The sequence below is a fragment of the Pseudorhizobium xiangyangii genome (genome assembly GCF_020531965.1).
Lineage (GTDB): Bacteria > Pseudomonadota > Alphaproteobacteria > Rhizobiales > Rhizobiaceae > Neorhizobium > Neorhizobium xiangyangii.
The window spans coordinates 111073-131746 of the sequence record NZ_JAJAWH010000007.1 but is presented as its reverse complement, the minus strand read 5'-3'; the positions used below and the strand labels follow the sequence as shown (position 1 = coordinate 131746).

General features: G+C 58.9%; 23 protein-coding genes. 18 read left to right on the top strand and 5 right to left on the bottom strand.

Translation table 11 applies throughout. The features are described 5' to 3' along the window. Window positions 1-11 precede the first annotated feature (11 nt). The 6 genes from dctP (at window position 12) to LH464_RS08060 (ending at window position 4569) form a co-directional block, all read left to right on the top strand. Window positions 12-998: a TRAP transporter substrate-binding protein DctP gene (gene dctP / locus LH464_RS08085; protein ID WP_226785869.1), complete on the top strand. Its 987-nt coding sequence runs from the start codon at window positions 12-14 to the stop codon at window positions 996-998. 90 nt (window positions 999-1088) lie between these two features. Further along, the gene (locus LH464_RS08080) at window positions 1089-1607 is read left to right on the top strand and encodes a TRAP transporter small permease (RefSeq protein WP_226785868.1); all 519 of its coding nucleotides are present in this window, start codon (window positions 1089-1091) and stop codon (window positions 1605-1607) included. Next, window positions 1604-2905, top strand: a complete 1302-nt coding sequence (locus tag LH464_RS08075; RefSeq protein ID WP_226785867.1) for a TRAP transporter large permease — start codon at window positions 1604-1606, stop codon at window positions 2903-2905. The genes LH464_RS08080 and LH464_RS08075 overlap by 4 nt, the downstream gene beginning before the upstream one ends. Before the next feature lie 12 nt (window positions 2906-2917). Then, window positions 2918-3358 carry a type II 3-dehydroquinate dehydratase gene (locus LH464_RS08070; RefSeq protein WP_226785866.1) on the top strand — a complete coding sequence of 147 codons (441 nt, stop codon included), beginning with the start codon at window positions 2918-2920 and terminating at the stop codon, window positions 3356-3358. Between the two features lie 152 nt (window positions 3359-3510). Continuing rightward, window positions 3511-3669 carry a YqaE/Pmp3 family membrane protein gene (locus LH464_RS08065; protein ID WP_226785865.1) on the top strand — a complete coding sequence of 53 codons (159 nt, stop codon included), beginning with the start codon at window positions 3511-3513 and terminating at the stop codon, window positions 3667-3669. A gap of 120 nt (window positions 3670-3789) precedes the next feature. Next, entirely contained in the window at window positions 3790-4569 is a 780-nt protein-coding gene (locus tag LH464_RS08060; RefSeq protein ID WP_226785864.1) for a DUF1194 domain-containing protein, read from the top strand. 17 nt (window positions 4570-4586) lie between these two features. Here LH464_RS08060 and LH464_RS08055 read toward each other — a convergent pair whose 3' ends face one another. Further along, window positions 4587-6308: a sensor histidine kinase gene (locus tag LH464_RS08055; protein WP_226785863.1), complete on the bottom strand. Its 1722-nt coding sequence runs from the start codon at window positions 6306-6308 to the stop codon at window positions 4587-4589. A 186-nt stretch (window positions 6309-6494) separates the two neighbouring features. Between LH464_RS08055 and LH464_RS08050 the strand changes: the two genes are divergently transcribed. Then, window positions 6495-7364, top strand: coding sequence for a TIGR02587 family membrane protein (locus LH464_RS08050; RefSeq protein ID WP_226785862.1), 870 nt, complete (start codon window positions 6495-6497; stop codon window positions 7362-7364). 7 nt (window positions 7365-7371) lie between these two features. After that, window positions 7372-7782 carry a TIGR02588 family protein gene (locus LH464_RS08045; RefSeq protein ID WP_226785861.1) on the top strand — a complete coding sequence of 137 codons (411 nt, stop codon included), beginning with the start codon at window positions 7372-7374 and terminating at the stop codon, window positions 7780-7782. A gap of 6 nt (window positions 7783-7788) precedes the next feature. Here the strand turns inward: LH464_RS08045 and pobA are convergent, their stop codons facing one another. Beyond that, the gene (gene pobA, locus LH464_RS08040) at window positions 7789-8958 is read right to left on the bottom strand and encodes a 4-hydroxybenzoate 3-monooxygenase (protein ID WP_226785860.1); all 1170 of its coding nucleotides are present in this window, start codon (window positions 8956-8958) and stop codon (window positions 7789-7791) included. A gap of 110 nt (window positions 8959-9068) precedes the next feature. On the opposite strand from pobA, the gene LH464_RS08035 reads away from it, so the two are divergent. Then, the gene (locus LH464_RS08035) at window positions 9069-9983 is read left to right on the top strand and encodes a helix-turn-helix domain-containing protein (protein WP_226785859.1); all 915 of its coding nucleotides are present in this window, start codon (window positions 9069-9071) and stop codon (window positions 9981-9983) included. Here the strand turns inward: LH464_RS08035 and LH464_RS08030 are convergent. Continuing rightward, window positions 9952-11208, bottom strand: a complete 1257-nt coding sequence (locus LH464_RS08030; protein ID WP_226785858.1) for a glycerate kinase type-2 family protein — start codon at window positions 11206-11208, stop codon at window positions 9952-9954. The two genes, LH464_RS08035 and LH464_RS08030, sit on opposite strands and share 32 nt — an antisense overlap. Window positions 11209-11342: 134 nt before the next feature. Here LH464_RS08030 and LH464_RS08025 point away from each other — a divergent pair, with 134 nt between their 5' ends. Continuing rightward, window positions 11343-11681: a hypothetical protein gene (locus LH464_RS08025; RefSeq protein ID WP_226785857.1), complete on the top strand. Its 339-nt coding sequence runs from the start codon at window positions 11343-11345 to the stop codon at window positions 11679-11681. 40 nt (window positions 11682-11721) lie between these two features. On the opposite strand, the gene LH464_RS08020 is transcribed toward LH464_RS08025, so the two are convergent. Beyond that, window positions 11722-12159 (bottom strand): Lrp/AsnC family transcriptional regulator, encoded by a 438-nt coding sequence (locus LH464_RS08020; RefSeq protein ID WP_226785856.1) that lies wholly within the window; start codon window positions 12157-12159, stop codon window positions 11722-11724. A gap of 112 nt (window positions 12160-12271) precedes the next feature. Between LH464_RS08020 and rocF the strand changes: the two genes are divergently transcribed. Further along, on the top strand, window positions 12272-13192 hold the full coding sequence (gene rocF, locus LH464_RS08015) for an arginase (protein ID WP_226785855.1): 921 nt from the start codon (window positions 12272-12274) through the stop codon (window positions 13190-13192). After that, a complete protein-coding gene (locus LH464_RS08010; RefSeq protein WP_390624944.1) occupies window positions 13192-14256 on the top strand; it encodes an ornithine cyclodeaminase in 1065 nt (354 codons plus the stop codon). Before rocF ends, LH464_RS08010 begins: the two co-directional genes overlap by 1 nt. A gap of 25 nt (window positions 14257-14281) precedes the next feature. Here the strand turns inward: LH464_RS08010 and pcaQ are convergent, their stop codons facing one another. Then, on the bottom strand, window positions 14282-15208 hold the full coding sequence (pcaQ, locus tag LH464_RS08005; RefSeq protein WP_226785854.1) for a pca operon transcription factor PcaQ: 927 nt from the start codon (window positions 15206-15208) through the stop codon (window positions 14282-14284). A 92-nt stretch (window positions 15209-15300) separates the two neighbouring features. Between pcaQ and pcaD the strand changes: the two genes are divergently transcribed. The 6 genes from pcaD (at window position 15301) to LH464_RS07975 (ending at window position 20612) form a co-directional block, all read left to right on the top strand. Continuing rightward, window positions 15301-16098, top strand: a complete 798-nt coding sequence (gene pcaD / locus LH464_RS08000) for a 3-oxoadipate enol-lactonase (protein WP_226785853.1) — start codon at window positions 15301-15303, stop codon at window positions 16096-16098. Between the two features lie 3 nt (window positions 16099-16101). Next, the gene (gene pcaC / locus LH464_RS07995) at window positions 16102-16533 is read left to right on the top strand and encodes a 4-carboxymuconolactone decarboxylase (protein ID WP_226785852.1); all 432 of its coding nucleotides are present in this window, start codon (window positions 16102-16104) and stop codon (window positions 16531-16533) included. Continuing rightward, window positions 16530-17270, top strand: coding sequence for a protocatechuate 3,4-dioxygenase subunit beta (gene pcaH, locus LH464_RS07990; protein WP_226785851.1), 741 nt, complete (start codon window positions 16530-16532; stop codon window positions 17268-17270). Before pcaC ends, pcaH begins: the two co-directional genes overlap by 4 nt. Window position 17271: 1 nt before the next feature. Beyond that, window positions 17272-17889, top strand: a complete 618-nt coding sequence (pcaG, locus tag LH464_RS07985) for a protocatechuate 3,4-dioxygenase subunit alpha (RefSeq protein WP_226785850.1) — start codon at window positions 17272-17274, stop codon at window positions 17887-17889. Window positions 17890-17898: 9 nt separating this feature from the next. After that, complete coding sequence (locus LH464_RS07980) at window positions 17899-18954, top strand: 3-carboxy-cis,cis-muconate cycloisomerase (protein WP_226785849.1); 1056 nt, start codon at window positions 17899-17901, stop codon at window positions 18952-18954. 485 nt (window positions 18955-19439) lie between these two features. Next, the gene (locus LH464_RS07975) at window positions 19440-20612 is read left to right on the top strand and encodes an ABC transporter substrate-binding protein (protein WP_226785848.1); all 1173 of its coding nucleotides are present in this window, start codon (window positions 19440-19442) and stop codon (window positions 20610-20612) included. Window positions 20613-20674 lie beyond the last annotated feature (62 nt).

Below are 20674 nucleotides of genomic sequence, written 5' to 3'. Positions count from 1 at the left end.
GGAAGAATTCCATGAGGATCAATCTGACGCGCCGCAATTTTCTGGGCGCCACGATGCTGGCAACAGCGAGCCTAACCTTGCCTGCGATGGCGCAGGACAAGCCGTCCTTGAAATTTTCCGCAGTGTTCTCCGAGCAGGACATTCGCGCAGAGATGACGAAGAAACTGGCGGAAGGCATCGCCGAAAACTTCAAGCTGGAGCCTTACTACGGCGGGAATCTCTTCAAGCAGGGTACCGAGCTTGTTGCAATCCAGCGTGGCAACCTGCAGATGGGCAACGTCGCTCCGCAGGATATCTCCAAGCAGATACCGGAATGGTCGGTGCTGACCTCGGCCTATCTCTTCCGTGATGCGGCGCATGTGAGCGCCTTCTTCAACAGCGAAGTAGGCACTGAATTCAAGAAAATGGCTGAGGAAAAACTCGGCATTCACGTTCTCGGCCCGACCTATTTTGGCGCCCGCCAAGTCGGCCTGAAGCCGACGAAGAAGATCAGCACGCCGCAGGACATGTCCGGGATCAAGCTTCGCATGCCGGGCGGCGACGCTTGGCAGTTCCTCGGCGAGGCAATTGGCGCAAACCCGGTTCCGGTTGCTTATGCCGAAGTGTACACGGCGCTGCAAACCGGTGCCATCGATGGCCAGGACAACCCGCTGCCGAACGTCAAGAACATGAAGTTCTATGAGGTGATGTCGCAGATCGTGCTGACGTCCCACCTGATCGGCTACGATCTGCTGGTGATCTCCAGTGACGTGTGGAACAAGATGGCACCCGAGCAGCAGCAGGCCTTCCAGGCAGCAGCCGACAGCGCAATGAAGTGGAGCGAAGAGCAACACGTTGCGCAGGAGAAAGCGCTTCTGGAAGAATTCAAAGCGGCAGGGCTCGATATCTACGAACCGGATATTGCTGCTTTCCGCAAGTTCGCTCAGGAAAAGTACCTTGCCTCGGACCTCGCCAAATCTTGGCCTGAAGGTGTTCTGGAGAAGGTGGCGGCGCTCTAAGCCCGCATCTTCCGACGTAAGACCGCTAAGAACGGCGGAAGCGGGTCGTGCGATAGCATCGCCCGCTTCTTTTCCGGGAGGGAATATTGAATGGCTCCGAAATATCTGGCCGCCGGCGAGTGGCTGCGGCGGCGCGCCGAGAACTGCCTATGCCTCATGTTGTTGGCGATGTTTGTCGTCTTCGTGATGCAGATCGTCTTTCGCTACGCGCTGAACCTGGCGATCGGCTGGACACACGAAATCAGCGTCGCAATATGGATCTGGATCGTGTTGTTCGGATCTGCCTTTGTGATCCGGGAGGCGGATGAAATCCGCTTCGATCTCATCTGGGGCAGTGTCGGAGACAACAGTCGGCGCGTCATGCAGATCATCTGCGCAGCTGCCCTCGTCATCCTTTTCGGCATCTCTCTTCCGGGGATCATCGATTACGTAACCTTCATGAAGGTGGAAAGCACTGCCTACCTGAAGGTTCGGTTTGACTATCTCTATTCCATCTATGTGGTTTTCGCGGTGGCTATGATCATTCGGTACATGTGGCTTGGGATCCAAGCTATCCGGGGCCGGGCACCAGAGGCATTCGATCCGACCAAGGCAGGCTCAGGCGTATGAATCTCGCAAGTCCTTTTTCCATCTCGATTGTCGTCATCACTGTTCTCGCCTTTCTCGGTCTCCCAATTGGTCTTGCCATGATCACGGGTTCGACGCTCTACCTGTTCCTCGTGGGAGCGGACATGGGGATCGTCGCCGAACAGTTCCTCAACGGCATGTACTCCAACTATGTGATCCTTGCCGTGCCGCTCTTCATTCTGGCCGCCGAGTTCATGAACGTCGGGTCCATGACGGAACGGCTTCTCACTTTCTGCAACGTGCTCGTCGGGCGTTTTCGGGGCGGCCTGGCTCAGGTCAACGTCGTGCAGAGCATCATCTTCGCGGGCATGTCGGGCTCGGCGATCGCCGATGCGGCCGGTAGCGGCCGGATGATGCAGAATATGATGACGCGCGACGGGCGCTATACGCCAAGCTATGCTGCGGCATTGACTGCGGTCACCTCGGTGATCGGCCCGATTATTCCCCCGTCGATCCCGATGATCATCTATGCGCTCGTTTCAGATGCATCGATCGGCTACCTTTTCCTTGGCGGCATGGTTCCCGGTCTGCTGATGGCGGCACTGCAAATGATGCAGGTGGCAATTACCGCGCGCCGGAAGAATTTTCCGGTCGAGGATCCCATTCCGCTTCGCGAGGTTCCCAGGATTACGGTGCGGGCTTTCCCGGCCCTGATGATGCCTGTGGTGCTGCTCGGTTGTATCTACACCGGTATCACCACGCCGACCGAGGCGGCAGCCATTGCCGCAGCATATGCGCTTGTTATCTCGATCGTCATTTATCGCAGCATCAGTCTGAAGGATTTCTACGGCTCCCTTCTGGTCAGCGGCAAATCCTCCGCCTCGATCGGCATGCTCATCGCAGGCGCGCTGGTGTTCAACTACGTGGTCACGATCGAAAACATCCCTGACAGTCTGCGGGTCATGCTGACAGGTCTTGATCTGTCGCCCCTCGGCTTCCTGATCCTTGTCAACGTCATCCTTCTGCTGCTTGGGTGCGTTCTGGAAGGCACTGCGATCCTGCTGATCATCGTGCCGGTCTTCATACCGACGGCGCAGGCACTTGGGATCGATCTGGTCCACTTCGGCGTGGTCGTGGTCGTCAACATCATGCTGGGTCTTGTGACGCCGCCCTATGGCCTGCTGCTATTCATCATGACCAATATTTCAGGTGCTCCCGTGAAGGACATCATCCGTGATGCGTTGCCTTTCCTGTTCTGGATGGTGGTGTGCCTGGCGATCATCACGTTCGTTCCGGAGACAGTCCTCTGGCTGCCGCGCCTCATGGGTTATCAGGGATAAGGGGGGCATCAAATGAAGCCGATTTACATTCTCAATGGACCAAACCTCAACCGTCTCGGAAAACGGGAGCCGGAGATCTATGGCACGACGACTTTGACGGAAGTCGAAGCCATGTGCCGCGAGGTGGCCGGAGACCGGCCGATCGAGTTTCGACAGACGAACAGCGAAGAACGGCTGATCGACTGGGTGCATGAGGCGATCGACGAGGGTGCCGGCATCATCATCAACCCGGCAGCGTTCACGTTCACGTCCCTGGCACTGCTCGATGCGCTCAAGATGTTCAAGGGTCCGATCATCGAGTTCCATATCAGCAATGTCCATCGTCGTGAGTCGATCTACCACCGCTCCTATGTTTCGATGACGGCGACGACAGTTATGGCAGGGCTCGGTGCAAAGGGATATCCGCTGGCCGTCAGGGCTTTGGAATCGCTGATTGCGGACGAGCGGCGCTAGACGCTCCCGCTCCAGGGCCGATCGCCATTGTCACGTTATGGGAGTTCACGGCCTAGTCGGTCCGTCGCCGTTAACTCCGCCAGTCCCGATGAATTGAACCAGAGGCCGCCATTGGCGTTGTTGTGCGGAACAACATTCTATGGAGACGGGCTTTGGATATCGTTCGCATACTTCTTGCCTTCCTGCTGCCGCCGCTCGGCGTTTTTCTGCAGGTCGGCCTCGGACTGCACTTCTGGCTGAACATCCTCCTCACGCTAATGGGTTGGCTGCCCGGTATCGTGCATGCCCTGTGGGTCATCCTGAAGAAATAGCAATCGGCCAATCAAGCCAGGGTGCGTTTCACTCAAAGTTGAAGGGCGTCTGCGGCAGTCCAATCGCGACGAACGGATACTGTGGTACAGTCTTCCCCTGACAAGGCAGGGATCGGGGCGATGTTGGCCACACTTGCGATGCTACTTGGTCTTTCGGGAACTCCAGAAATGCTCGTCGTCCAGTCTCCCGACGGGGGGAACGTCGATGTCGAGCTGGTTCTGGCCGTGGATGTTTCGCGGTCGATGGATTTTGAAGAGGTAAGTATCCAGCGCGAGGGCTACGTTGCGGCCATCCGGCATCCGGACTTCATCAATGCAGTCCGAAGCGGACTGATAGGCCGAATCGCGATTGCCTATTACGAATGGGCGGGTGCTGTGGATCCTGCATCTGTCCTAGGCTGGCAGGTCATTGAAAAGACTGCGGATGCCGAAGCCTTCGCAGACAAGTTGCAGGCACGACCGATCAACACGCAGAGGCGCACCTCAATATCCGCGGCTATTGCCGAGGGTACCGTCATGATCGTCTCCAACCAGTTCGAGGGAATGCGCCGCGTCATCGACGTCTCGGGCGACGGGCCGAACAATGTAGGCGAACCGGTTATTCCGGTGCGAGACAAGGCGGTGGAAGCCGGTATCGTCATCAATGGGCTTGCGATTATGCTGCGGCCATCCGGAACCCCTTCCTCGCTGGACGAGTATTACGGCGACTGCGTCATTGGCGGCCCGGGGGCCTTTGTGCTCCCCGTTCACCGTATCGAGGACTTCGCCGTCGCCGTACGACGCAAGCTGGTGCTGGAAATCAGCGGTACGCTCCCGCCAGCCACGTCACGAAAAGTGGCGGCCACGGAGCCGGATTGCCTGGTTGGCGAACGGCAGTGGCAGCATTTTCTTGACCGTTGAATTCCGGGGCTTGCGGCTTAGACGGACCTGAAAAGTTCATTGTCGCCGTTCATTGCCGATCGCTCGTCCTCGTCCTGGGCGGTCGACAACAAACGGGCCATTGGCGCGCGAATTTCACAGAAGAGGCCGTCCAGCTGATAGTCGAGCGTGATCTTGGCGTGTAGCTGCTGGGACAGCACACGCTCGATCATCAAGGTTCCGAAGCCCTCGCGCTCGGGAATTTTGACCATCGGACCGCCGCGTTCCTTCCAGGTGAATACAAAGGAGTCCTGCTCACCCTCCCCGAGCGTCCATCCGATGTCGATATGGCCGCGGTCGGCCGACAATGCCCCGTATTTTGCGGCATTGGTGCACAGTTCGTGCAGTGCCATCGAAAGGGACAGAGCAATTGCTGCAGCTGCCTCGAAATCCGCGCCCTCGACCGTGAAATGGGGAGCGGCGGGATTTTCAAAAGGTGCAATCGCCGCTTCCACGGTCGCCCTGAACGAGGCACTTTGCCAATTCTTCGTCAGCAGTTGGTGAGCGCCAGCCATGGCGTGCAGGCGGCGGAAGAACGCATCGGAAGCTTCATCCATCGACTGAGAGGAGCGGAAGGTCTGTCGCGCGACAGCTTGAACCATGCTGAGGATGTTCTTGATGCGGTGATCAAGCTCATGGATGAGCGTCTGCCGCATTCGGTCGTCCTTCAACTGTTGCTCACGCCTGAGGGCGAGTTCGTCCATGAACGCATCGATCGCGGAGCCGATCGTCTCGAACGTGCCGGAGCCCGTCATGCCGGTCCGAACGTTTTCGTTGCCCTTTCGCCAGGCGTTGATCGAGTGCACGAGCTGCCGCGCCGGCCGGCGGATAAGCGTAAAGCCGGCCCACCAGACAGCGAAGAATGGACCGACGATGGCGAGGGCAATCACTGCAAGTCCGAAACGCGTAACTTTGCTGACCTGTTCAAGGCCTCCGTCAACCGACAGGCCGGCGCTGACATAGAAGGTATCACGCGCCGGATAGTATCCGATTATCCGTCGCATGCCGTCCTGGCCCGTCATTTCAAGGGTGCCAGGTGTCGTACCGCGCACAAGGTGCTGGTACTCGTCCGGAATCCTGGTGCCCACGAAGCGCTCCGGGTAAGGTTCGCGAGCGAGGATGACCCCGTTGCGATCGGCGATCGTCAGGGCGTTGCCTCCGAAGAATTCCCGCTCCCGGACCCAGGCCCCGAGCCATTCGAGATCGACGAAGGCGACGATGACCCTCTTGATGGAACCCCCTTCGGTCACCGGCAGCGACAGCGGCAAGGCAGCACGCTTGGTGATCCGGTCGATAATGTATGTTCCGACAACCAAGTCTTGCTTCTCTACCGCTTCGTGAAAATAACTCCGATCCGAGAAATCCGTGACGGTCGAGGGCTTCGATGTACATTGCAATTGTCCGGCAGCATCGAGAACCGTGATGTTCTCCACCATGTCGAGCTTGTCGTCCACGAGGCGGACGTAGTCGCTGCACGGTTGCCCCAGACCGGTCCGAATAATCGGAACTGTCGCCAGGACGTCGAGTGTACTGCGGACGGATGAGACAATGCGGCGCATCTCAAGCGATGCAAGGTGGCCTGCGGTCAGGGCGGTGGTGTGAATTTCGCCGTAGGCGGCCTGCCGCGCGGAGAAAAGGTTATATGTCAGCACAAGCATGGCAGGCATCAGCGCCAGCAGGGTCAAAAGCAGCAACCGCCCCGTGACGGACATTTTCCTCATCGCGCTCCCCGCAAGACACGGCACCCTCGAATTGTTCTAGAGCAAAAACACCCGGTGGCAAAGCTCGCAACATCCCTATGGCGACGGATCGGGCCATGGCATTCGCTCAAGGATTGTCGGTCCCTTGACGCGGTTCGCGACCAAGCTAACTAAAGGTAGATCAACGTTATGGACGAGGATGTGGCCGTGGCAGGAACCGTTTCGAGAGGGGAGCGGGATCCCGATGAAGCGCGCCGATTTCTGATCGGGCTTGGCCGTGGCGCGGCGGGAGCGCTGATCTTCGGCGTTCCCATGTTGATGACGATGGAGCTCTGGTTCCTTGGTTTTTACATCGAACGGTACCGCCTGCTCCTTCTGTTGATCGCCAACATCCCTCTGCTCATCCTGCTCGCCCATCGGGTTGGTTTCGAAGAAACGTTCACATGGCGTGAGGCGATACGGGACGCCACGATTGCCTATGGGATTGCACTCGTCATGAGCGCGCTGGTTTTGACCCTGTTCGGCAGTATCCGGCCGGACATGCTGTTGATGGAAGTTCTCGGAAAGATCGCGATACAGGCGGTTCCAGCCAGTATCGGCGCACTCCTGGGGCGTTCGCAACTCGGTGGTGAGTTGGATAAGAGCGAGCAGCAGGATGAGGAGAATAAAGGAAGCGAGGTCAGCACAGGCTATGGCCGCGAACTCTTCATGATGGCGGTTGGCGCGCTGTTCCTCAGCCTGAACGTGGCACCAACCGAGGAGATCATCCTGATCGCGTTCAAGATGACGCCTTGGCATGCAATCGCGCTGCTCGTCCTATCCATCGTTCTGATGCATGGATTTGTCTATGCGGTCGCCTTTCGTGGCACGCATGAACTGACGAAAGAAACGCCTGGCTGGCACGCCTTTATCCGTTTCACGTTGCCGGGATATGTCGTCGCCATCGCGATCAGCCTCTATGTCTTGTGGACGTTCGGCCGGCTGGACGACGTGGCTTTCGGGCAAATTCTCACATTCGCAATTGTGCTGGGCTTTCCGGCTTCCATAGGCGCCGCCGCTGCGCGACTTATCCTTTAGGGTTTCCATGACCACCACCTCGAAAAACCGTCATACCGAAACACAGCAGCCGCATTGGATCGAATGGATGACCGGGGCGGTGTCGGCGGTCCTGATCCTGGGGATGGTCGCATGGATTGCAGGGGAGGCCCTCGTCCAAGAGGTGACGGCCCCAAGCTTTCGCTCGCAGGTGCGCGCAATTACGGTGGTTGAGGGAGGACACCGGGTGGAATTTGAAATCTCCAACCAAGGGACCACCACAGCCGCGGCTGTCGTGGTCCGAGCGGAGATCATGGAGGCGGGGCGCCCGGCAGAAACCGCCGAGGTAACCTTCGATTACGTGCCGGGCAATTCAAAGGCCAACGGTGGAGTCATATTTGCGCAGGATCCCGCCGGACGGGAGATACGTCTTCGTGCCATCGGCTATACCGACCCCTGATTCTCTCTAGTAGGGAAGGCCGACATAGTTCTCCGCGAGTGCCGTGGATGCGGCGGTGGAATGCACCAGGTAGTCGAGTTCCGCTTCCTGAATCTTCTGGCCGAATTCCCCCGTGTCGGGAAAACGATGCAGCAGCATCGTCATGGACCAGGAGAAGCGTTCTGCCTTCCAAATACGCTTCAATGCGCGGCCGGAATAGGCATCGATACCTGCCGCCGACCCTTCATTGCAATATTCCAGCAGGCCTTCGAAGAGATAGTGAACGTCGCTGGCCGCGAGATTGAGACCTTTAGCCCCGGTCGGTGGAACTATGTGTGCAGCATCACCAACGAGAAACAGGCGGCCGAAACGCATCGGCTCGGCAACGAATGATCGGAGTGGTGCTATCGACTTCTCGAACGATGGCCCGGTGATCAGGGCCTCGGCATGCTCGGCGGGCAGGCGGCGGCGCAACTCGTCGTAAAAGCGCTCGTCGCTCCAGTCGTCGATGTGCTCGTCCAGAGCGCACTGGATATAGTATCGGCTGCGCGTTTGAGAGCGCATCGAGCAGAGTGCGAAGCCGCGCGGGTGATTGGCGTATATCAACTCGTGACTGACGGGCGGAACATCCGCAAGGATACCAAGCCAACCGAAAGGATAGACTTTTTCGAAGGTCTGAATGGCTGTCTCCGGCACCGATTTTCGGCTGATGCCATGGTAGCCGTCGCAACCGGCGATGAAGTCGCAATCGATACGAAGCGTAAGGCCGTCCTTCTCATAGGTCACATAGGGATGATCGCTCGCGAAGTCGTGGGGGGTTACGCTGCCTGCCTCATAGATCGAGAGTGCACCGCTTGCGTCGCGCTTGTCCATCAGGTCGTGGGTCACTTCCGTCTGGCCATAGACGAGGACCCGCTTGTCCGTGAGGCCGTGCAGGTCGATGCGGTGATCGCGCCCGTCGAAGGCGAGTGAGATCCCGTCATGCGGTAAGCCCTCGGCATGCATCCGCTGGCCGGCCCCGGCACGGTCGATCAGGCTGACCATGCCTTCCTCCAGCACGCCGGCGCGTACTCGGCCAAGGACATAGTCTCTGCTCACCCTCTCGAGAATGACGTTGTCGATGCCGGCATTGGTGAGCAATTGGCCCAGCAACAGGCCTGACGGGCCAGATCCAATAATAACAACCTTGGTTCGCATCCATCATCCTCCCGAACGCACTTGAGAAATGCTAGTTCGCGGGAACGCCGGCTGAAATGGACTTTTCCGTCATCTTGTGGGACAAAACGAACATTGATCGAGGGCTGACGATGGGTGCTGTTTCCGTTCCAACATACGGCCTTTACGGCGAGCAGCGGGCTGAGCGCCCGGAATTCTGGGTGCATTGTGAAACGATCGCTGCCCGGAGCAGTGCCCATCACTGGGAAATCGGGCTTCATAGGCATGAGAATTTCTTCCAGCTCTTGTACATTCGAACCGGATCGGGCGATGCCCTGTTCAAGGGCAATGCGACGGCGCTTGTGCCTCCATGCGTCGTCATCATGCCTCCGCGCGTTAGTCACGGATATCGCTTTTCGCAGGATGTCGAGGGCTTCGTGGTTACGGTCGTTGCCGACCAGTTGCGGGCAACAGCTGGCTCATCAAAGAGTACGGGAGGCGGTCTGTGGGCGCCACAAGTGGTAGCGCTCGAGGGCGAAGACCAAGCCTATCTCGACGCCACGATCCGCCGGATCGCCGAGGAGTTCGACGAACGGCGCAACAGCCGCAACGATCTGTTGGAAGCCTATCTCACCGCCGCCATCCTCCTGGTGGGCCGCGCGGCCCGTCCTGTAACGGAAAACGCGTATGGGGACGTAAAGCGAAACCGCGTCGAGGCATTGAAAGGGCTGATTGCCCGACATTTCCGCGATCAGATGCCGGCGGAGGGATACGCTCGCCTCCTTGGTCTTTCGCCGACCCATCTCAGTCGCCTGGTGCGCGAGGTGACAGGGTCAACGGTGCATGACCTGATCATGGCACGAGTCATCGATGAAGCCCGCCGGGCATTGGTCTTCACTCCGGCAAGCATTCAGCAGGTCGCCGGTAGTCTCGGGTTTTCCGATCCCGCCTACTTCTCGCGTTGTTTTCGGCATCGCACCGGACTGACACCTGGAAACTATCGCCGTGCCGAGCGTCTCAAGTTTGGCGACGACATTAGCGCACCAGAATTGCCCGGAAGTCGTTGACGTTGGTGCCGGTCGGTCCGGTGACGAAGAGATCGCCAATTTTATCCAGGCCAGTGAAACTGTCGTTTTCCGAAAGCAGCCGGCGACCGTCCAAACCGGCGGACCGCAGGCGTCGCGCCGTAGTGCCATCGACAAATGCACCGGCATTCGATTCAGATCCATCGATGCCGTCAGTATCGGCTGCAAGTGCTGTGGCGCTTTGGCCATCAATTGCCAGGCTGAGGGCGAGAGCAAATTCTCCGTTGCGCCCTCCGCGCCCTCCCTTGCTGCGCAAGGTGACCGTCGTTTCCCCACCGGACAGCAGGATGCCTGGCCTGCGGAATGGTCGGTCGCGGGCGATCATTTCACGGACGATTGCAGCATGCATGAGTGCGACTTCGCGGGCTTCGCCTTCTATCGAATCTGAAAGAATGTGAGGGGTCAGCCCGTGGTGACGCGCCATGTCGGCTGCTGCCTCCAGTGATACGCCGGCCGATGCAATGATGTGCTGTTCGTTGCGTGCGAAGATCGGGTCGTCGGGAAGAGGTGCGTCGGCGGCCGGTGAGTTGAGATGGGCAACCAACGTGTCGGGCAAATCGAGCCGGTATTGCGCCACGATGTCCAGTGCGTCATGTCGCGTCGTGGCATCCGCTATGGTGGGGCCGGAGGCGACGAAGGCGGGATTGTCTCCGGGTATGTCGGACACGATCATGCTCACCACCCGCGCCTTGGTCGCCGCCGCCAGCCGTCCGCCCTTGATCGTAGACAGATGCTTGCGCACCACGTTCATGGCAGAAATCGGCGCTCCCGAAGCGAGCAGCTGTTCGTTCAATGCGATCTCGTCGGCCAGTGTGGCGCCTGGTGGGGGGGCCGGCAAGAGTGCGGAGCCGCCGCCGCAGATCAGCGCGATCACCAGATCGTTTTCGCTCAGGCCGTGGATCGCTTCAATCAATCGCCTGGAGCCCGCCATTCCAGCGGCGTCGGGCACTGGATGTGCTGCCTCGATCACTTCGATGACCCGGGTGGAGCAGCCGTAGCCGTAGCGCGTCACGACAAGACCGGAAAGAGGTCCTTCCCACAGGCCCTCAAGTGCCGCAACCATCTGCGCCGCACCCTTGCCTGCCCCCACGACGACGGTTTTGCCGCTCTTTGGTGGCGTCGGGAGGTGCCTGCGGATACCCTCCACCGGGTCAGCCGCGGCAACTGCAGCGTTAAACAGGCTCGCCAGCAGATCCCGATCGTTCATGATGCACCCCCCGCTTCCGTAAAGTCTTTCGAGCACGTTGCGAAGGTGCCCGTCAACCGTGGCTCGCCGGGGCTGGAACAAAGCCGCATATGGTGGGTTGTCCCTGCGTGACAGTAACGGAGGAGCACGAAAGCATGAGTGAACATCTCACGCAGACCAGCTATCCGGGTGAAATCGACATCCAGGGCGATCGCTCGCCGGTGAGCTATAAGCTGAAGGCCAGCAAGGAAGACGACGGGACGATCCATGTCGCTCTAAGCCTGACGGCGCCACGCGACTGGCTGCTCAAGCATGGCTTCCGGCATGAGGCGTTGCTGCTGAGGAAGAGCGGCGAGCCAATTCCCGTCCGCTTCGAAGAAACCCTCAATGTTGCAGACAACATTGCAGTCACCCTGCGTGCCGAAAACGTCGTCTGCAAGAACCTGGATGACATGGGCCGGATGTTTCCTGAGTTGAGCAGGGCGGCCGCCTAGTAGTGGGTATCTATAGTTCAATGGCGCCAAGGGCCCGGCACTACAGCCGGGCTTTCGTGCTTCTGGGCGTGGCGAGCAGGAGGTTGGTTTCACTGGCGGTTATGCCGGGCATCAAGCGTATACGACGCAGGACACCGTCAAAATCGGTTAGAGTGGCGGCACCAAGCTCGACGATCAGATCCCAGCGACCATTGGTGGTATGAACGGACGAGATTTCCGGAAATGCCCCGAGGGCAGTGATGACCCGATCTGTCACTCGCCCCTCGATCTCGATCATCATGATACCGCGAACAGGCAGCTCTACCGCATCAGCACGCAGGATCACCGTATAGCCGATGATGCTGCCGTTTCTTTCCAGCTTTTCCATGCGGGCGCGCACTGTAGCCCGGGAGGTGCCCAGGTCGATGGCGATATCGGAAATACTGCGCCTGGCATTGTGGCGCAGCAGCGTAATCAGCTTTTCGTCGAGAGCATCCATGCCAAATCGTCCAATTTCGCTGCCGTTTTGATAACAACAATCCGATCATTCGGCAATTCTTGCTGTTCGATCCGCCGGGTGGCCATGGTGTCTATTGCGAAAGGAGACTCAAATGCATTGCAAGTTGATCGGGGTTCCGCTCCAGGAAGGGGCGTCTCAGCTCGGTTGTGAAATGGGCCCAAGTGCGTTGCGCGTTGCAGGTCTGGCGGCAGCTCTCAGTGGTCTAGGCCATGAAGTGAGCGACCTCGGCAACCTCTCTGCCCCAACGGGCAAGGTGGAACTTCATCCGAATGATGTTATCCAGAATCTCGATAAGATTTCCGCCTGGACAGGCATACTCGCCGATGCCGCCTATCGGGAAAGTGGCGACGGGATGCCCATCTTCCTGGGTGGCGATCACTCGCTATCTGCGGGAACCGTGTCAGGGATGGCACGACGAGCTGCCGAGATAGGCCGCCCACTTTTCGTTCTCTGGCTGGACGCTCATACCGACCTGCATTCTCTGGACACGACGGAGAGCGGCAATCTCCATGGCGTGCCGGTCGCCTATTTTACCGGCGGCAACGGTTTTGACGGCTATTTTCCTCCGCTGGCGGTAGCGGTCGCGACCTCGAATGTCTGCATGATCGGTATCCGAAGCGTCGACCCGGCGGAGCGGGCTGCTCTCAACGCCACGGAAATTACTGTTCACGACATGCGCACGATTGATGAGCATGGCATTGCAGTCCTGCTGCGGACCTTTCTCGATCGCGTGGCTGAGGCTGGTGGTTTGCTGCATGTCAGCCTCGACGTCGACTTTCTGGATCCGACGGTTGCGCCCGCAGTTGGCACAACGGTGCCGGGTGGGGCGAGCTTCCGCGAGGCCCATCTGGTGATGGAAATGCTGCACGACAGTGGCCTGGTCTCAAGCCTTGATCTGGTGGAGCTAAACCCCTTCCTCGATGAGCGTGGCCGTACTGCGACGCTGCTCGTCGATCTGACGGCCAGCCTGATGGGCCGCAAAGTCCTCGACCGACCGACCAGGAGCTACTGATGTCGAAAAGCCTGAACCTCGTACCCTTCGTCAGTGTCGAGCACATGATGGATCTCGTGCTCGAAATCGGCATAGATACGTTCCTGGTCGAGCTTTCGGAGTATCTTGAGGAGGATTTCCGCCGCTGGGAGCACTTCGACAAAACCCCACGCGTCGCCTCTCACTCGGCCGAGGGCGTTATCGAATTGATGCCAACGAGTGATGGGCGGCTCTATGGCTTCAAGTATGTCAACGGCCATCCGAAAAATACCCGGTCAGGCAGGCAGACCGTCACCGCATTTGGGGTGCTCGCCGATGTCGACAACGGTTACCCGTTGTTGTTGTCGGAAATGACGATCCTCACTGCACTGAGAACGGCAGCAACGTCTGCCGTGGCCGCTCGCTATCTCGCTCCAGCCAATGCCCGGACCATGGCGCTGATCGGCAACGGTGCGCAAAGCGAATTCCAGGCTCGCGCCTTCCACGCGCTGCTGGGCGTCGATAACCTCCGCCTTTTCGACATCGATCCGTCAGCCACAGAGCGATGCAGGAGTAACCTTGCAGGGCTGGGTATGACCATCACCGCGTGTCGGACCGCCGAAGAAGCGGTCGAGGGGGCAGACATCATCACAACGGCAACGGCCGACAAGCAGAATGCCACCATCCTCACTGACAACATGATTGGGCCGGGGGTCCACATCAATGCGGTTGGTGGCGATTGCCCTGGCAAGACGGAATTGCACCGCGATATCCTGCTGCGCTCCGGCATTTTCGTGGAATATCCGCCGCAGACCCGCATCGAAGGGGAAATCCAGCAACTCGACGCGAACCACCCGGTCACGGAGATGTGGCGTGTCATCGCCGGTCTGTCGGATGGCAGGGCCGATACCCGTCAAATCACGCTTTTCGACAGTGTCGGCTTTGCGACGGAAGACTTCTCTGCGTTACGCTACGTCTATGACAAGCTCCAGGGCACGAAGCATTTCGCGGAACTGGACCTGTTGGCCGATCCGGACGAACCGCGCGACCTCTATGGGATGCTGCTGCGGCGTCAGTCTATCTTGATGACACCGCAGGTGGCGTGACGCGGTCGCAGATTGCAGGGTCATTCTAGCGCTTTGGGAATATTTCGTTGGCGGCTTGCCGAATTGTCTGCATGAGGATTGCCTGGGGTGCGGATGGCGTGACATCGGCTCTCAGCGTCAGTCCGACGGGGCCTTTTGTCTCGCTGGTGTCGACTGGAAGCACAGCCAGCAGTCCCTCGGCGATATCGCCGGCCACCACGCCTTCTGAAATGATCCAGACGGCATCGCTCGAGCGCACGAAGGCCCGTCCGAACGCATGGGAAACCGTCTCCACCTGGGTTGGCAGATTGGCGACGCCGTTGGCGATCAACAGCTGCTCGACAAACGGCCGGATGATCGAGCCGCGTGTCGGCATCAGGATCGGGTAACTGGCGATACCCTCGAACACGGATTGTCGGCCATCGAGCAAGGGATGTCCGGCTCTAACCGCAAAGACCACCCGCTCTGAATAGAGGTGCTCGAAGGACAGGCCGGTCATTTTCTCCGGTGCCGCCAGGCGTCCGACGACGAGGTCGAGATCCCCGACGCGCAACTGCTCCAGAAGAACGGCGTTCTCGCCCGTAACGATCTTGATGCGGCTGCCGGTCTTCTCGGGGAGAAACAATGACATTGCGCGTGGCATGACGCGGGTTGAAACAGTCGGCAGCGCCCCTACCCTCACGGGCACTGCGGCGTCGAATATCTCCTGGGAAACGGAATCGATCCCCTGTCGCAACGCTGTAAGTGATGCCCCCGCATGGCGTAGAAAGACTTCCCCATATCGCGTTATGCGAATTCCGCGGCCATCCCGCTCAAATACCGCCACCCCCAGCGCCTCTTCCAGTTCGCGAATGGTCTTAGTCACCGCCGGCTGGCTGATATTCAGGATGCTGGCGGCCTTGACGACACTCTTCTGCCGCGCAACCTCCAGAAATGTATGCAGATGACGAAATTTTACGCGGGAGTCGATCACGAGCCATAACCCTCAGGTTAATAGAAATGCCTTCAAAGTCATTTTACCTAACCAAATATTTGTTGCAATCAATCTCAGCGGAGGAGCGCGCGATGCAGTTTGTGCAAATCAATGATGTGACGATCACCTACGATGTGACGACGGTTGATCCGGCCAATCCGGTTCTGGTGTTCGTCAACTCGCTCGGCACCGACAGTCGCATCTGGCACCATGTATTGCCGAAACTGTCTGGCGACTTCACCATCCTTACCTATGACAAGCGCGGCCATGGGCTGTCCGACCTGGGCATCGCGCCGTACAGTATCGATGACCACGTTTCCGATCTGATCGGGCTTCTGGACCATCTGGAATTCTCCAGGGTGATTGTCTGCGGCCTGTCGGTCGGCGGCATGATCGCGCAAGGGCTCTACGCCCGTCGGCCGGACCTCGTTCAGGCGCTCATTCTTTCCGACACCGCCCACAAGATCGGTACGGCGGAGATGTGGAACAAGCGGATTGCGGCCGTTGAGGCAGATGGAATTGCCAGCCTGCTTGACGCGATCATGGAGCGCTGGTTCACACAGCCGTTTCGCCAGCCTGACAATGCGGCCTATAGCGCCTACTGCAATATGCTGGTGCGTCAGCCGGTAGCGGGCTATGCCGGAACCTGTGCGGCCGTTCGCGATGCGGATTTCACGGAGATTGTGGCCAAGATCAACGTGCCGGTGCTTTGCATCGTCGGCGCTGAAGATGGATCCACACCGCCCGCTCTGGTGCGGTCGCTGGCCGATCTTATTCCCGGCGCACGATATGAAGTGATCGAAGGCGCTGCCCACATTCCCTGCGTCGAAGCGCCGGCCGCCTTTGCCGCGCTCCTGCGGGGCTTTATTTCCAACGACATCAGGGATTGAGACATGGCCGAGACTTCCGCCGGTTCGGACCGTTACAAGCAGGGGCTGAAGACGCGTCGCTCGGTTCTGGGGGACGCTCATGTTGACCGGGCCTTGAACCGTGAAACTGAATTCGACCGCCCCTTCCAGCAGTTCATCACCGAAGGCGCTTGGGGTACGCTCTGGTCTCGTCAGGGCTGGAGCAAGCGCGAGCGGTCGATGGTAACCATCGCGCTTCTGGCGGCTTTGGGCCACGATGAGGAAGTTGCGATGCACGTCCGGGCAACCGCGAGGACGGGTGCGACACGAGAGGACATCTGCGAAGCGCTGATGCACGTGGCAGTCTATGCGGGTGTGCCGGCTGCGAACCGGGCCTTCAAGATCGCCAAGGCGGCATTCGAAGAGATGGACACGGAGCAAGGGGCCGGCAATGAAAATGGGGGGACACAGAAATGAAAAACGCACCGCCTGAAACGACGCCGTTCTTTGCGCGTGACCGCGACGTACATCCGCCGGCTTATACGCCCTGGTACAAGACCAGCGTGTTGCGCTCACCTCAACGTGCACTGATTTCACTGGAAGGCACGAAGAGCGAGATCACCGGGCCTGTCTTCGGCCACGGCATCATCAATGAATTCGACAACGACCTGATCGTCAACTACGCGAAGCCAGGCGAGGGGCCGATAGGCCAACGTATCCTGGTGCATGGTCGTGTGTTGGACGAACGTGGCATTGGCGTCGCCGGTGCGCTGGTGGAGTTCTGGCAGGCCAATGCCGGTGGGCGCTATCGCCACAAGAAGGAAACCTACCTTGCGCCGCTCGATCCGAATTTCGGCGGGGTCGGTCGCACGATCACCGATGAGAACGGTTTCTACTGGTTCAAGACGATCAAGCCCGGGCCGTATCCATGGCCCAATGGCGTGAACGACTGGCGCCCGGCGCATATCCACTTCTCAGTGTTCGGCCATGGTTTTGCACAGCGCCTGATAACGCAGATGTATTTTGAAGGCGATCCGCTGATCTGGATTTGTCCGATCGTGAAGACGATTCCTGACAAGGACGCAATCGAGCGGCTCATCGCCCCGCTCGATATGAACGCCACCATTCCCCACGACATGGGGGCTTACAAGTTCGACATCATTTTGCGCGGTCGCCGCTCGACGCTGTTCGAGAACCGCATGGAGGGTAACTGACATGGTTCAGCCGCTTGGTTATCTGAAGGAAACCGCATCGCAGACTGCTGGCCCTTACGTCCACATCGGCTGTACTCCGAATTTCACCGGAATCCACGGTGTCTTCGATGCTGACCTCGGCTCCGGATCGATGGTGAACGATCAGACGCGCGGCGAGCGGATTACCATCCGTGGCCGGGTTTTCGATGGGGCCGGTACTCCGCTCAAGGATGCGTTGGTCGAAATCTGGCAGGCAGATGCCGACGGGTTCTACAACAGTCCGTCGGAAACGCGCGGCAAGGCCGATACCAACTTCTTCGGCTGGGCCCGTTGCCCGGGTGACATGGATACCGGCGAATTCGTCTTCGAAACGGTCAAGCCCGGTCGCGCTCCTTTTCGTGACGGCAGGCTGATGGCACCGCATGTCAATTTCTGGATCGTCGCACGGGGTATCAACATCGGTCTCAACACCCGCATGTACTTCTCCGACGAAGAGCAGGCCAATGCCGAAGATCCGATCCTCGCCCGTGTCGAGCACAAGATGCGCATTCCCACGCTGATTGGAAAACGCGAAGGTGACACGGTCACATTCGACATCTACCTTCAGGGCGAGAACGAAACGATCTTCTTCGACATCTGATCGAGCATCATGGACATCTGCGCCTTCAATCACCCTTATCTCGGCGGCCTCTTGGGGGACGATGAAACCAATGGCTATTTTGCCGTTGAGGCCGAAATTTCTGCCATGCTCGCTTTCGAGCGGGCACTTGCCAATGCGCAAGCGGCCGAGGGGCTTATTCCAGTCGCGTCTGCCGAGCGAATCGCTGAGGCTTGCCGGACGTTCCGGCCGGATATGGCGGCCTTGCGTGTCGGTACTGCAAGGGATGGCGTGGTGGTGCCGGAGCTGGTCACGCAGTTGCGGCACGCCGTTGGCGCGGACGCAGGGAAGCACGTCCATCTGGGTGCCACCAGCCAAGACGTGATCGATACAGCGCTGATGCTGCGACTGAAGCAGGTTTGCAATCTTTTCCTGTCCCGATTGAATGAGCTGGACAGAACGTTCAGGCGCCTTGAGGCCGAGTTAGGCGACCGCCCGTTGATGGCGCGTACGCGGATGCAAGCTGCAATCCCGATCAATGTGAAAGACCGTATTCGTGCCTGGCGCGAACCGCTCGATCGCTATCGCCAAAAGCTGCTGCAGTTGCAAACCTCGGGGTTGGCAATCCAGTTGGGAGGTGCAGCTGGCACGCTCGACAAGCTTGCCGGTAAAGGACCGGCGATTCGGCTGGCTGTCGCGACCGAACTTGAACTTGCAGACGAGCCTCAATGGCAGAGCCAGCGCGACAGGATCGCCGATCTGGGGAGCCTGTTGTCTATGGTGACAGGGAGCCTTGGCAAATTTGGCCAGGACGTTGCGCTGCTCGCACAGCTGGGTGGGGAAATCGAGCTGGCGGGTGGCGGTGGATCATCGGCGATGGCTCACAAACAGAATCCTGTCGCAGCGGAAGTGCTGGTTTCGCTGGCGCGCTTCAATGCTGTGCAGCTGTCGGGGCTGCATCTGTCGATGGTGCATGAACAGGAACGCTCAGGTTCGGCCTGGACCCTTGAGTGGATAATTGTGCCGCCGATGGTCGCGGCCACGGGCGCTGCCCTTCGGCTGGCGCTTGAGCTCGGTGGCAACATCCGTTCGTTGGGAGCGAAATAAAAGCGCCGCTGTCTGCAAGGGCGCTGCAAAAATATTGAACCTGTGTCCAAACCGTGGGCCTGAGACCAATCGACTTCCAGGTTTTGGAGCGCGGAAATTAGCGATTGCTTCCCATACCCCTCCAGGACGCGGCAGATTTTTTAGCTCTGCCCTTCGGGCGTTCGGCTCTCAAAAGGTCCATTGAACCTTTTGTCGTGGCCACGCCGAAACGAGACCTCACAGTCGAAGCTCCTTCGTGGAGTTGGGCTCCATGTCTGTCGCTTTTCCTTGCCACCCATAAAATCCGGCTCGTGCCGCTGCCGAGATCTGAATATGGATTGGCCCTAGTGCATCACATCCATAATTGCGCTAGCAATCATAACCGATGGGCTATGATTTGTGATGCGTATTTCATTTTACATCACCGTTTGGTCTGGCAATGTGCAGCCATCAACGGCTGGTAAGAGGAAGTCCGTAAACGGGCCGCCAGCCAAGGGGAGGAACTCATGAAGAAGCTTGTTACCGCCACTATTGCGGCCGTCATTTTCTCAAGCGCAGCCTACGCGGATACGATCAAGGTCGGCGTCGTCGGCCCGTTCTCCGGGCCTTTTGCGCTTCAGGGCAAGAATTTCAAGGCAGGCATCGACGCGTTTTTTGCGCTCAACGGCAACACCGTAGGCGACGATACGATAGAAGTAATCTATCGCGACGTACCGCAGGCCGATCCGGCGCAGTCCAAGGCTCTCGCGCAGGAGCTGGTCGTCAAGGAAGGCGTCCAGTATCTCGCCGGCTTCTACTTCACGCCGGATGCGATGGCGGCTACGCCGATCCTTGAGCAGGGCAATGTGCCGATGGTGGTGATGAACGCCGCAACCTCGGCGATCGTCACCAAGAGCCCTTACGTCGTGCGTACGTCCTTCACCACCTGGCAGACATCGACCCCCATCGCCAAGGTAGCCAAGGATGCCGGTGTCACCAAGGTGATCTCGCTGGTCAGTGACTACGGTCCAGGTGTGGATGCCGAAAATGCATTCAAGGCAGCCTTCGAGAAGGTAGGCGGACAGGTTGTCGAGGCTATCCGCATGCCGCTGTCCACGAATGACTTTTCACCCATCATGCAGCGCGTGAAGGATTCCGGCGCCGAGGGCGTGTTTGCCTTCCTGCCGTCAGGCCCGACCACGTTGGGTTTCGTCAAGGCGTTCAACGAGAACGGTCTCAAGGACGGCGGTATCAAGCTGTTTGCTCCGGGCGATCTGACGCAGGAATCCGATCTGCCGGCTCTAGGTGATGCTGCCTTGGGTGTGCAGACGACCTTCCACTACGCCGTCTCGCATGACTCCCCGGAAAACAAGAGCTTCGTCGAAGCTGCACAGAAAGCGATCGGCAATCCGGCGGAATTGTCGTTCCCGTCTGTCGGAGCATTCGATGGTATGTATGTCATATCAAAGATGATCGAGGCGACCGGTGGTGAGCAGGATGCCGCGAAGGCGGTCGAGGCGGTCAAGGGTCTGTCCTGGACGAGCCCGCGGGGACCGGTGACGATCGATCCTGAAAGCCGTCACATTACGCAGAATATCTACCTGCGCGAGGTCGCCAAGGCGGATGACGGCACATACTACAACAAGGAAATTCAGACGTTCGAGAACCAGGGTGACCCAGGCCTCGCAGCTGCCAAGTAACTCTGATTGATCCATCGACAGGCGCGGGACCGGAACGTGATCCCGCGCCTGTCTTTATATAA

Excerpts from the sequence above, each read along its gene's own strand:
- dctP (WP_226785869.1), top strand. The coding sequence starts at position 12 with ATGAGGATCAATCTGACGCGCCGCAATTTTCTGGGCGCCACGATGCTG.
- LH464_RS08080 (WP_226785868.1), top strand. The coding sequence starts at position 1,089 with ATGGCTCCGAAATATCTGGCCGCCGGCGAGTGGCTGCGGCGGCGCGCC.
- LH464_RS08075 (WP_226785867.1), top strand. The coding sequence starts at position 1,604 with ATGAATCTCGCAAGTCCTTTTTCCATCTCGATTGTCGTCATCACTGTT.
- LH464_RS08070 (WP_226785866.1), top strand. The coding sequence starts at position 2,918 with ATGAAGCCGATTTACATTCTCAATGGACCAAACCTCAACCGTCTCGGA.
- LH464_RS08060 (WP_226785864.1), top strand. The coding sequence starts at position 3,790 with ATGTTGGCCACACTTGCGATGCTACTTGGTCTTTCGGGAACTCCAGAA.
- LH464_RS08055 (WP_226785863.1), bottom strand. The coding sequence starts at position 6,308 with ATGAGGAAAATGTCCGTCACGGGGCGGTTGCTGCTTTTGACCCTGCTG.
- LH464_RS08045 (WP_226785861.1), top strand. The coding sequence starts at position 7,372 with ATGACCACCACCTCGAAAAACCGTCATACCGAAACACAGCAGCCGCAT.
- pobA (WP_226785860.1), bottom strand. The coding sequence starts at position 8,958 with ATGCGAACCAAGGTTGTTATTATTGGATCTGGCCCGTCAGGCCTGTTG.
- LH464_RS08035 (WP_226785859.1), top strand. The coding sequence starts at position 9,069 with ATGGGTGCTGTTTCCGTTCCAACATACGGCCTTTACGGCGAGCAGCGG.
- LH464_RS08030 (WP_226785858.1), bottom strand. The coding sequence starts at position 11,208 with ATGAACGATCGGGATCTGCTGGCGAGCCTGTTTAACGCTGCAGTTGCC.
- LH464_RS08025 (WP_226785857.1), top strand. The coding sequence starts at position 11,343 with ATGAGTGAACATCTCACGCAGACCAGCTATCCGGGTGAAATCGACATC.
- LH464_RS08020 (WP_226785856.1), bottom strand. The coding sequence starts at position 12,159 with ATGGATGCTCTCGACGAAAAGCTGATTACGCTGCTGCGCCACAATGCC.
- rocF (WP_226785855.1), top strand. The coding sequence starts at position 12,272 with ATGCATTGCAAGTTGATCGGGGTTCCGCTCCAGGAAGGGGCGTCTCAG.
- LH464_RS08010 (WP_390624944.1), top strand. The coding sequence starts at position 13,192 with ATGTCGAAAAGCCTGAACCTCGTACCCTTCGTCAGTGTCGAGCACATG.
- pcaD (WP_226785853.1), top strand. The coding sequence starts at position 15,301 with ATGCAGTTTGTGCAAATCAATGATGTGACGATCACCTACGATGTGACG.
- pcaC (WP_226785852.1), top strand. The coding sequence starts at position 16,102 with ATGGCCGAGACTTCCGCCGGTTCGGACCGTTACAAGCAGGGGCTGAAG.
- pcaH (WP_226785851.1), top strand. The coding sequence starts at position 16,530 with ATGAAAAACGCACCGCCTGAAACGACGCCGTTCTTTGCGCGTGACCGC.
- pcaG (WP_226785850.1), top strand. The coding sequence starts at position 17,272 with ATGGTTCAGCCGCTTGGTTATCTGAAGGAAACCGCATCGCAGACTGCT.
- LH464_RS07980 (WP_226785849.1), top strand. The coding sequence starts at position 17,899 with ATGGACATCTGCGCCTTCAATCACCCTTATCTCGGCGGCCTCTTGGGG.
- LH464_RS07975 (WP_226785848.1), top strand. The coding sequence starts at position 19,440 with ATGAAGAAGCTTGTTACCGCCACTATTGCGGCCGTCATTTTCTCAAGC.